The organism is Roseateles puraquae, from assembly GCF_002205845.1.
GTDB classification, from domain to species: Bacteria; Pseudomonadota; Gammaproteobacteria; order Burkholderiales; family Burkholderiaceae_C; genus Pelomonas; species Pelomonas puraquae.
This window is the reverse complement of record NZ_NISI01000005.1, coordinates 398994-411209: the sequence shown is the minus strand read 5'-3', so window position 1 is coordinate 411209 and position 12216 is coordinate 398994. Positions and strand designations below refer to the sequence as shown.

Sequence of the window (12216 nt, the reverse complement as noted above, 5' to 3'; positions counted from 1 at the left end):
TGACCCGCCGCCATCCTCTTCCCTTGACCCTGCAACCGCTGCTGGTGGCCCTGGCCGCCGCCTGGCCCTGGCAGGCCGGTGCACAGACCAAACCCGCGGTCAATGCTGTGCCCACCCTGCCCACCAGCGGCTGGCGGGTTTACGGCAACGCTCTCGCGCCGGTCACGACGGGCAATGCACGCGGCGGGCAGGACATGCTGGTGCAGCAGACCACGCAGCGCGCCATCTACAACTGGGCCACCTTCAACATCGGCGAAGCCAGTTCGGTCACCTTCGACATGCCAGCGGGCGGCGCCAGCGCCCTCAACCGCATTCACGACAGCAACCCGAGCCTCATCTTCGGCAACCTGAAGGCCACCAACGGCGGCGAGCTCATCCTCTACAACCGCAACGGCATCCTGTTCGGCAACGGCGCCCAGGTGAATGTCGGCAGCTTGATCGCCACGACGCTGAGCCCGCGCGACGACGACTTCAAGAACGGCTTTGCCGGCAACGTGCTCGGCCCCGACCCGGCCTTCCGCTACAGCTTCGACCCCGAGAACAACGCCAGCCTGTTCGCCAACAGCTTTGTGCGGCTCGATGCGGGCGCCCGGCTGACCAGCGCCGAGGGTGGTCGAATCTTCCTGTTCGCCAGGCAGGTGGACAACGCCGGCAAGATCAGCACGCCCGGCGGCCAGACGGTCTTGGCCGCCGGTGCGGAAGCCTACCTGCGCCTGCCCACCGACGCGCCCGTCGATCAGAAGGTCTATGCGTCCGAGTCCAACCCGGCCGTGCCCGCACTGCGCGGCCTGCTGGTAGAGGTGGGCCGCGCCGACCTCAGCAGTGCAGGCGACGGCCGTGTCACCAATGCAGCCGGCGGCGAGATTGTCACGCCGCGCGGCAACACCACGCTGGTGGGCATGGCGGTCAACCAGGAAGGCCGCATCTCCGCCACGACGAGCGTGTCGCAGAACGGCTCGGTGCTGTTGCTGGCCCAGGGAGCGGCAACCGGTGAGCTCACGCCATCGGACCCGCAGTACAAGCGCGCCAGGATCGGTGGTGAGCTTGTGCTCGGTCACGGCAGCATCACGACCATCCTGCCGGACAACCAGGGCGCCGATGGCAAGCCGTTGACCTCCGACGACAACGCCAGTTTCGTGGCGTCTCGCCTGGCCTTTTCGGGGGCCAACATCAGCATTCGGGGCGAGATCACCGCCCCCGGGGCCCAGGCCACGCTGCGCGCAACCGCCACGCCCAACTACAGCACGCAGCCGGGTGGCGAACAGGGCTTCCAGCCCGACGGCGCGGGTGTCATAAGCATCGACAACGGCGCCCGCATTGATCTCGCCGGCACCCGGGACACCTCGGTGAGCGCATCGCGCTACTTCGTCACCACCGAGCTGCTGGGCAGCAACGACCTCAAGGATGCGCCGCTGCAGAAGACCGGCCTGCTGTACCGCAACAAGGTCACGCTGGACGTGCGCGGCAGCTCCGACATCCTCGGCGACCTCGCCACCTATCGCGCCGGCCTGCAGCGCAGCGCCAGCGAGCGCCTGTCCAGCGGCGGGTCGCTGAACCTGCTGGCCGGCGGGGCCGTGCTGATGGGCTCCAGCGCCCGCATCGATGTCAGCGGTGGACAGGTCACCGTGGCGGAGGCCACCGTCAGCCCGACCCGCCTGACCGCGGCTGATGGCCAGGTTTACACCGTGAACACTGCGCCCAAGGACCAGATCTACGTCGGCATCGACAACGCGTTCGCCAACCGCAACGCCTGGGACCGCAATGGTGCCAACGTGGCTTATGGCCTCAGCGGCAGCTCTCGTATCGAGGCGGGCTACGTCGACGGCCGCAATGCCGGGTCGATCAACATCGTGGCACCCGTGGTGGCGCTGTCGGGCCAGCTCTCCGGCAGCAGTACGCTGGGCCGCCGCCAGGTGGCGGGCCTCGACGCCCGCCCGGTGCTGGGCCGGCTCGCGCTGGGCAGCGCAGTCAACAACAGCGCCTTCGGTACCACTGGCTATGCCGGAGCCGTGCTCAAGAGCCTGGCACTGACCGAGCGCACCCAAGCCCTCGACCCGTCGGGCACGCAGTCCCAGCTGTCGCTGGAACAGGTGCGGCAAGGCGGCTTCGGTCGCGTCGAGATCAGCACGGTCTCAGACCTGACCCTGCCCGCTGGCACCACACTGACACTGCCGACGCTGGGCAGCCTGCAACTGAACTCGGAGCGAGGCAACGTGCGCCTGGGCAGCGCCATTCGCCTGCCCGGTGGCAGCCTCGTGGCCCGCAGCCTCGAGGGTGGCGACGTCATCGTCGACCCCGGTGTGACCCTCGATGTCTCCGGCGCCTGGACCAATGCCCTCCTTGACGGCCAGGGCAGCAGTGCGGGCACCGACGGTGGCACGCTGATCTTGGCATCGCGGCGTGGCGTGCAGACGGGCGGTGGCTCGGTGCTGGACGTGTCCGGCGGGGCGCTGGTCGACGCGGCCGGCACCATCCGCGGCGGGGCGGGCGGCCGGCTGGCCCTCGGGCAGGACCCGTCCGCACCGCAAAGCGTGCGCGACACCAACCCCGTGAGCCTGCGGCTGGATGGCGAACTGCGCGGCTACAGCATGCAAAAGGGCGCCAGCCTTGCGCTGACGACCGCCAGCCTCGTGATCGGCACCGGGGGGCGTGCGGCCAGCCTTTCGCTGGACGCCGAGTTCTTCAGCCGGGGTGGGTTCTCCGGCTTCAGCCTGGACGGCCGGGACTTCCTGGATGTGACGGCCAACACCCGCATCGCACCGGTCGCCACCACCTGGACACCGACGGCCGAAGCGCGCAGCGCCGCCACGGGCAGCCTGGCCTCGGCGTTCATGCGGGCCGGCTCGTCGGCCGCCAGCCTGCCTCAGGTGGTCAACATCGACCTCGCCTCCAGCGGGATCGGCAAGGGCGCCCTGACGGTCGCCTCAGGCGCGAGCCTGACACTGCGGCCCCAGGCGACGCTCAACCTCACATCGACCGCCCGGCTGCAGTTTGACGGCCGTGTGATCGCGCCCGGCGGCAAGGTCAACCTGAGCCTGAACCGTTCAGAAATTGCGGGCTACACCACACCGCAGTACCTCTGGCTCGGCCAGGACAGCCTGATCGACGTGGCCGGCACGACACTGATCACGCCGAGCAGCGACGGCCTGCTACGCGGCCAGGTGCTGCCCGGTGGCGATGTGAAGCTCAGCGCCGCCAGCGGCCCGGCAGGCAGCCTGGTCTGGCAGGCAGGCGCCCGCATCGCCGTCGACGGTGCCCAGGGCAAGCTCGACGTGACCCTGCGCAACGCCGGTAGCAACACCACCCAGCGCCTGGATGTGGCCAGTGCCGGTGGCAGCGTGGCCATCAGCGGCAACGGCGCCCTCATCCTCGAAGGCAGCCTCAGCGCCAAGGGCGGCGACCTGACCCAGGCGGGGGGGCGGCTCAGCGTTGCGCTGACCTCCGGGAGAAGCAGCCAGGCCACCCAACTGCCGCCGTTGCGCCAGTTGACCCTGACCCCCATGGCCAGCAACGCCAGCCGCGACCTGCGCACCAGCGATCTGCCCGCACCGTCTGCGCTGGGCTTGGGGAACGCCTCGATCTCAGCCGCACAGATCGCGGCATCAGGCGTCGCAGACCTGACGCTGGCTGCGCAGGATGGCCTGGTCATCAGCGATGGCGTCAATCTCGCCCTCGCCCGCAATCTCACGCTGGACACCCCGCGCCTGAGCCTGGCCGCCGGCGCCCAGGCGCGACTGCAGGCCGTGGAACTCGCCTGGGGCAACCGGCAGGCCCGCGTCTCCGACCTGCAAGGCAATCCCGCCTCGCTGCCGGCCCCCACCTCAGGCAACGCCCAACTTACGCTGCAGGCGTCGCGCAACCTGGTCGTCAGCGAGCGGGTCGTCACGCAGGGCCTGGGCGAGCTCACCTTGAACGCCGCCCAGGATCTCCGACTGCAGAGTCTCAGCACCGAGGCGCCCACCGCCCAGGGGGCCATCGCGGGCGCCCTGCTGACCCAGGCCGATGTTCACCTCACGGCCGCGCAGATCTACCCGGCCACCGACACCGCCTTCACCCTCGATGCCACCGGTCACCGCGTGAGCATCAGCCGCAGCCTGGACGCGCAGGACCAGCCCGCCAGCGCCGCCGGACAGCTCACCATCCTGGCCCAGGACATCGTCCAGGGCGGCACGCTGCGGGCGCCGGGCGGAAGCATCCAGTTGCGGGCCAGCCAGTCGCTGACCCTCGATCCCGGCAGTGAGACCTCGGTCAGCCTGCGTGGCCAGACTCTGCTGCTCGGCGGCAGCGACGGCGTCAGCTGGACGCGCCCGGCCACCGGCCTGGTGCTGGAGACGCCGCTGGCCAAGACGGTCACGCTGGACGCGCCCCGCCTGGACCTGCAGGCCGGCGCAACGGTTGACCTCAGTGGCGGCGGTGAGCTCAAAGGCTGGCAGTTCGTGCCTGGCCCCGGTGGCTCCAAGGACGTATTCACCGGCAGCGACGGCGCGTTCGCGCTACTGCCCGGCCGCAGGCTGCAAGGCCTGTGGGACCCGTCACTGGCCGCAAGCACGCCCAGCCTCGGGCGAGAAGTCATCATTGGCGAGGGCGCCGCGATTCCCGCCGGCCGCTACACGCTGCTGCCGGCTCGCTACGCGGTGCTTGACGGCGCCTACCTGATCCGCCCGAGCAGCGGCACGCCGATGGCCCTGGGCACGGCCGTGAGCCAGGCCGACGGCAGCCAGGTCATCGGTGCGCAGCTGGCCGATGCCGGCACCGGCTTCCAGGCCGCCCTGCCCGGCAGCTGGACGCTCGAAACCTCGGCCCAGGCGCGCAAGCGCTCCGAGATCCGCCTGACCGACTTCGATGCCCAGTTTGCTGCGGCCGCAGCCAAGGCTGGCCGCCTGGTGCCCGCGGGCGCCCGGGATGCAGGGCGCCTTGTGCTGACCGGCCAGCAGATGAACCTCAACGCGACGCTGCAAGCAGCCGTGGGCAGCCTGCAGCAAGGCGCCGCTGCCGCGGTGCCGGGACGCGGCGCAGAGGTCTACATCGCGGCCGCCCAGATGCAGGTGGGCGGCCAACGCGCGCCTGGCGATGCCTCCACGCTGTTGCTTGATGCCGCCCAGCTCAGCGGGCTGAATGCCCAGAGCCTGGTACTGGGCGCGCGCCCTGCCGAGCCCAGCGGCACGGCCGACGCCTTGGCCCTGGACGTGCAGGCCCGCGAGTTGAGCGTCGCCTCGGGCACCACGCTGAGCGGGCAGGACCTCACCTTGGTGGCGCGCGAAACCGTCCGCATCGGCAACGACAGCGCGCTGCTGGCGACGACACCGGCGACCTCGCTGACGTCCACCACCGTCCGGCAGTACCGGACCACGGGCGATGGTGCGGGCGTGCGGCTCAGTGGCGACGCCGGCGCACAGCTGCTGCGCAGCACGCCGCAGGCCTTCAACGGCCAGCTCATCATTGGCAACCAGGTGCGCCTGTCTGCCGGCACCGGCGCGCTGGCGCTCGACAGCTCCGGCGCGGCCAGCCTCGGCGCCGATCTCGCGCTGACCGCTGGCTCGCTGGCCCTGGGCGCCGGCGGCCTGAGCCTCGGCGCGCCAGGCTTCAGCCCCAACACGCTGCAAGTGAACGAGCGCTGGCTGACCAGCCTTGGTGCCGGCGCCGACCTCACGCTGCGCAGCTACTCCAGCATCAGCTTCGCTGCAGGCAGCAGCCTGGGTGGCTTCAAGCCCCGCACCCTGACGCTGGATGCGCCGGTGCTGCGCGCGCCCTCGCTGGGTGCGGCGCAGGTAGCGGCCTCGTCCCTGGTGCTGACCCACCGCAGTGGCCTCACGCCCACCATGACCGCCGCGGCCACCGCGGGCGAGCTGCTGCTGCAGGCGGACGGCAAGCTCACCCTGGCCAGCGGCAGCCAGGTGCTGGCGGCGAGCGAGACGCGCATGCAGGCCGGCCAGGCCGTGGCACTGCAGGACAGTGGCAACTTCACCGCCCAGGGTCGGCTGACGGTGGCGGCACCCGTGCTCGGCAATGCCGGCAGTGCCGACACCCAGCTTCAGGTCGCAGGGGCGTTCGCCCTGAACAGCATCGGCAGCAGCACCGGCACTGGCCCATCCGAGACCGGCGGTCGACTGGCGGTGCAGGCGCAGCGCATCGACCTGGCCGGTCGCATCGACCTCCGAGGGGGCCAGGTGCAGCTGGCCAGCAGCGGTGACCTACACGTGTCCGCGACCGGTGCCATCGACGTATCTGGCCGCAGCGTGAAAGTCGCCGGCCAGGACATCGCGCTGGCTGCGGGCAACATCACGCTGCAAAGCAGCGGCGGCGACCTGGTGACCGACGCTGGCTCGCTGCTGGATGTATCCGGGGGCTCAGCACGCGGTGGCAACCTCAGCCTGTCGGCCGCCCAGGGCCGGGTCGACATCAGCGGCAACTTACGAGGCATCGCGGCCATCGGCCAGGGCGCCAGCCTGCAGGTCGACAGCCGCACCGCCGTGGACCTGGGCGCGCTGGCGGCCCGCATCGGGCCCGGCGAGTTCAACCGCCTCATCAGCGTGCGCAACCGCGAGGGCGATCAGCAGTTGGCTGCGGGCACGCGGCTGGCCGCACAGGACATCCAGCTCACCAGCGATGCCGGCCAGCTCAACATCGCTGGCGTGCTCGATGCCAGCAGCGCCAGCACCGACGCAGGCAGCATCACACTCGCGGCTGGCCAGGGCCTGAGCCTGCAAGCCGGCGCCAAGCTGCTGGCCAATGCCAGCGCCGGGCGTGGTGGTGATGTCGAGCTGATGAGCGCCGGCGGCGCCATCGACCTGGCCGCCAACAGCAGCGTCGACACCTCGGGCCGCAGCCCGGCCGACAACGGCGTCCTGCTGCTGCGCGCCAGCCGTGAGGGCCTGGCCAGCGACGGCTCTGGTGTCGGCACCGACGTGCGCATCAAGCCCATCGAAACCACGCTGACCGGTCTTTCACTGCTCGAGATTGAAGCGGTCAAGGTCTACCGTGACGTCACCGAGATCGGCGTCGGCACCGCGCCAGCTCCGACGCCCACGCCTGCCCCTGCGCCGACACCGGCTCCTACACCGACACCGTCCCCGTCGCCCAGCCCGTCCCCGACGCCGCCCGGCCAGAACGACAGCACCCGCGACGGCCTGCCGCCGCCGCCTCCCCTGCCCAAGGTCGGCGCCAGCGGCCTTGCCAAAGCCACGGCCGACGACACCCAGCCCTCGAGCGGCAATGGCAACACCACCCGCGACCAGCTGCCGCCTGGTTCCACAGGAGGCCCAGCGCCAAGCCCTGCACCGACGCCGACGCCGACGCCGCCCGCCCCTGCGCCGACACCGACGCCCACACCAGCACGCTTCGGGACAGCCCTGGTCGATAGCGAGAGCCGCGCCTTCTTGAACGCGCATGCTGAAGAGACCTCGCAGCGCCTGGCCTCGAAGCAGCCAGGCCTGCAGCCGCGCATGCGCGTCCATGCCGGTGCTGAACTGCAATCCAGCGGCGACATGCGCCTGGCTGCAGACTGGAACCTGCCGCTGCTCACCCAGGCCGACCGCGCTGCCCTGCCGCACGCCGGCGAAACCTCCATCACGCTGCGGGCCGCAGGCAACCTCGTCATCGACCACGGACTGAGCTCGGGCTTTCAGGCACCGGCTGCCAGCAGCGCCACCACACTGGACGACTGGGTGGCCGTCAGCGCTCGCGCCGGCACGCTGCGCCTCGTGGCGGGTGCGGACCTCACCTCGGCCAACCTGATGTCCACGCGTCAGGGCGCCAGCGACCGCCAGCTGGTCATCGGTCGCAGCCCGATCGGCAGCGAGGTCGCCCCAACGGTGCCGGTACGCACGACCACCGGCAACATCCGCATCGCCTCCGCGGGCGATGTCGTCCTGAGCAACACTGGCGCCAAGATCTACACCACCGGCCACCCCGCTCTCAGCCAGGAGTCGGCCGACCTCGACGCCCCGCCCAGCCCGCCGCGGCCGCCGGCGCCAAGCCCCTCGCCCGCGCCTAACCCACCGCCGCCTTCCCCGGCCCCAGCGCCTTCGGGCCCGCCACCGATCGATACCGGCAACGCCAACCCGCCGCTGCCGCCAGGTGCACCAACACCTCCGCCACCGCCGCCCGCGCCACCCGCGCCAACCCCGATCCCATTGCCGCCCGGGCCGCCCACCAACGCGCCCACGCAGCCCTCCAAGGGCAACGGCAGCGATACCGGCACGGTGAACCCGCCCTCGCCGCCGGGTGTGCCTGCGCCGTCTCCGTCACCCACCCCAACGCCATCGCCATCGCCAGCGCCGACGCCAGCGCCAACACCGGCTCCGACGCCGGCGCCGTCTCCCCTGCCCGGCCCGCCAAGCAATCCGCCCACCCAACCGTCCACCGGCAATGGATCGAACACGGGCAACGTGAATCCGCCGCTGCCGCCCGGCGCGCCGGCGCCTGGCCCCACGCCCACACCGGCACCATCGCCCACGCCGGTGCCGCCGCCCCCGGGCCCGCCCAGCGCCCCGCCTGGCCAGCCCTCACCCGGCAACGGCGCTGACACCGGCAACAAGAACCCACCGCTGCCGCCGGGCGCGCCACCGCCGATGTCCACGGGCAACGGCGACGGAACCACGCGTGACCAGCTTCCCCCGGTGCCACCGACCAAGCCGGGTGAGAAGCCTGTGCCCGCCCCTTCCCCGGCTCCGACGCCTGCCCCCACGCCGACGCCCACGCCGTCACCCTCGCCATCGCCTTCGCCGTCACCAGCCCCGGTGCCCGCCCCCTCGCCCACGCCCGTGCCCGGGCTGCCGTCTGCCGGCAATGGCAACCAGAGCACGCGCGACCAGTTGCCACCGACACCGCCGCTGGTGATCACCGTGCCGCCGCCTTCACCGGTGCCGGCGCCCTCCGTGCCGTCGGGCGGCAACGGCAACGACAGCACCCGCGATCAGTTGCCACCCACACCGCCGCTTGTCGCCCCGGCTCCGCAGACGTCCCCGGTGCCCTCCCCCGTGCCGGCCACCGAGCCCTCAGCCGGCAACGGCAACGACAGTACGCGCGACCGCCTGCCCCCGCTACCGTTGACGCAGACTGTGCGCAGCACGCTTTCATCCCCAGCGCGCCCGGACAGCCGCGCCCGCACGACCGACATCGCCACCAGCAGCAAGGAGGAGGAGCGCGAGCAGACGGCTGCCGCCAATGGCGACAGCAGCACCCGTGACCAACTGCCGCCCAAGCCACCGACCCAGCCCGGCGAGGACCCGGTACCTGCACCCAACCCTGTGCCCGCACCGCCGCCACCCGCTGTACCGGTGCCACCGCCCCCTCCACCGGCACCTGCTGGTCCCGACGCACTGCCCGGGCCGGCTCAGCTCGGCATGGATCTGACACTGTTGGCGCCGGACCTGCAGGTGGCTGGCCTGAGTCCCTTCCTCACACGCGGTGGAGACATTCGCATCACAGCCGGCCGCGACCTCAAGGGCGCCGCGCTGGGCCGCACCCAGGACGACGTCAGCCAGTGGTGGTGGCGCTCGGGCGTTGACGGACTCTCGCCGACGGCGTGGTGGTCACGCTACGACCAGTTCGGCCAGGGCATCGCCACCTTTGGCGGCGGCAACGTCACGCTCAGCGCCGGCCGTGATGCGGTGCAGGTGCACGCCTCGGCCGCCAGCAGCGGCTGGCGTGGCAAACCCACCAACGACGCAGCAGCGACACAGACGCATCTCTACCAGACCGGCGGCGGCAACGTCGCCCTGGAGACGGGGCGAGACGTGCTGGGCGGCCGCCTGTTTGCCACCGGCCCGAGGCTGGACGTGACGGCTGGCGGCGCTGTGGCACGCGACCCCGCCGCCACACAGGTCACCGTGGATGCCGGCCTGCAGTTGCTGCATCTGGCCACGCAGGTACAGGTGCGCGGTGCCACCGGTGTCGACCTGGGCGCCGTGCGTGATGCGGGCATGACCACGCCCGACGCGGCCAACACGCTTGGCCAGGGCAGCGTGCTGGCCGGTCTCACCAGCGGCGCCGCACTGGATGTCCTCAGCGGCACCGGCACCGTGCGGCTGCGCGGCGAGGCCGCGCGCGTCAACGGCCAGCCAGGCTCGCGAGACGCGGTGCAGACCCTGTTACCCGAACGACTGCAGCTGGTGGCACCCGCCGGTGACTTGACGCTGGATGGCGGCTTCAACCAGCTGCCCCAGCATGATGGCAGCACGGTCCTGCTGGCGTCGGGCAACCTGACCGTCTCCGGCATGACGGTGGCCGCCCAGACCACGCTGCTGGAGCCCGGTCTCTACAACCGCAGCCGCCTCAACGACGCGCTGGCGCAACCGCTGTCTGGCATCCGGCCGAGCCGCTATCCGGACGAAGAAGCCGGCACCAGTCCCGACACCCTGCCGCAGCTCGACCTCGGCAGCCGCAATCCGGTGCGCCTCGTGGCAGGCGCTGACGTACAGGTCAACAACAACCTGGTGTCGGCGCGGCCGGTGCACATGGAGGCCGGGCGGGACATCGTGTTCGCCCAGGGCAAGCTGCTCACCGTCCAGCAACAGGACCGCGCCTACAACAGCGACGGTACCCCCTTGCCAGTTCGCGAGTTCAGCTGGCTGCAGGCCGCGCGCGACCAGCGCAACGTGGCGGTGGAAGTCGCCGGTCCCGGCGACCTGCTGGTGGTGGCAGGCAGGGACATCGACCTGGGCAGCAACAGCGGCCTGGTCGCGCTGGGTGGCACACGCAACAGCACCCTGCTGCCGGCAACAGGCAGCGATATCACCGTGCTGGCCGGCCTGCGGGCCGACGGTCAGGACTATGCGCAGGCCGTGCGCCAGGGATTTGCCCTCTTCGGCAGCAGCGGCTGGACGCCGCAACGTCTGGGCGCGCTCTACACGGCGCTTGGCGGTACGCGTAGCAGCTTCAGCCAGCTCGCTGCAGGTGAGCAACTGACGGCGCTGCGCGAGCTGCTCGGCAATGCCGCCGTGGACGCCGGCATTGCCAGCCATGTGCGCGGCCTGCCCGCACGAGCCGACGCCACGGAGCAACGGTTGCGCATTGGTGCGCTGCTCGGCGTGGACCCTGCAGACGCTGCTGTCACGGCCTACGCCGCCCGGCTGACGGGCCACCAGCTGCCCGCCTGGAGCGAGCTCAGTCCGGCGCAGGCCCTGGCGGTGTTTGCCAAGCTGCCGCAGGCGCAGCGCGACGCCGTCACCTTGCCGCTGCTGACCCAGCGCCTGGCAAGCCTGCCTGTCGACGCCCGTCAGGCGCTGCTTGCGCGGCTGACCACGCCTGCCGAAGCACGGGCCTTGGGCGACTATGTGCGCAGCCTGCACCTGGGCGCCGGCACGGTCAGCGACGCCGAAGCGCTTGCGGTGTTCGAAGGCCTGCCGCCGATGCAGCAGATTCCCTGGCTGAACCGTCAGCTCGTTGGTGAGCTGCAATCCGCCGGCAGCGCCGCCGCCGCCCTGGCCGATGACGACCGCTGGCGCGCCTACGCGCCTGGCTATGCCGCCATCAACATGCTGTTCCCGCTCGACGGGCTGGCCAGCCGACCCAGCGGCGACGTGCGGCTGCCGACCAGCCAGATCAAGACCCTGCAGCAGGCCGGCATCACGCTGATAGCCCCGGGCGGCGGTGCCAACGCCGGCGAGATCGTTGCCAGCGGCAGCCCCAAATCGCCGACCGACCTCGGGCTGGTGACGGTCAATGGCGGCGCCATTGCCGCTGCCGTGCGCGACGATTTCGCGGTCAACCAGTCGCGCGTTTTCACGCTCGCCAAGGGCGACCTCCTGCTGTGGGCCTCGGCCGGCAACATCGACGCCGGTCGCGGCGCCAAGACCGTGACGGGCGCACCGGCACCCGTGCTGCGGCTGGACGATCAGGGCAACCTCGTGTTCGACACCTCGGGCTCGTTCAGCGGCTCGGGCATCGCGGTGCTGAACGCCGATAGCAACCTCTTCTTGTTCGCTCCGGCTGGCGAGATCAATGCCGGTGAGGCGGGCATCCGCTCACGCGGCAATGCCACGCTGGCCGCTGAGCGCCTGGTCAACGCCATCGACATCCAGGTCGTCGGCAAGACCACCGGCGGCGGCAAAGCCGAGCCACCCGCAGCCACGCTCTCGGCCCCCGCCAACGCCATACAGACCCCCACCAGCGCCGGGCCCGCCAGCGCCGATGGCGAGGACGACGACAAAAAGAAGCGCCGCCGCCGCCGCAACCTGCTGCTGGAGTTCCTCGGCTTCGGCGGCGGCCAGTAAT

The 12216-nt window shown here is 71.5% G+C and carries 1 protein-coding gene; it reads left to right on the top strand.

The annotated features are described in order from the left end of the window. Nucleotides 1–23: 23 nt before the first annotated feature. The gene (locus CDO81_RS14315; RefSeq protein WP_158218287.1) at nucleotides 24–12215 is read left to right on the top strand and encodes a filamentous haemagglutinin family protein; all 12192 of its coding nucleotides are present in this window, start codon (nucleotides 24–26) and stop codon (nucleotides 12213–12215) included. Nucleotide 12216: the final 1 nt, after the last annotated feature.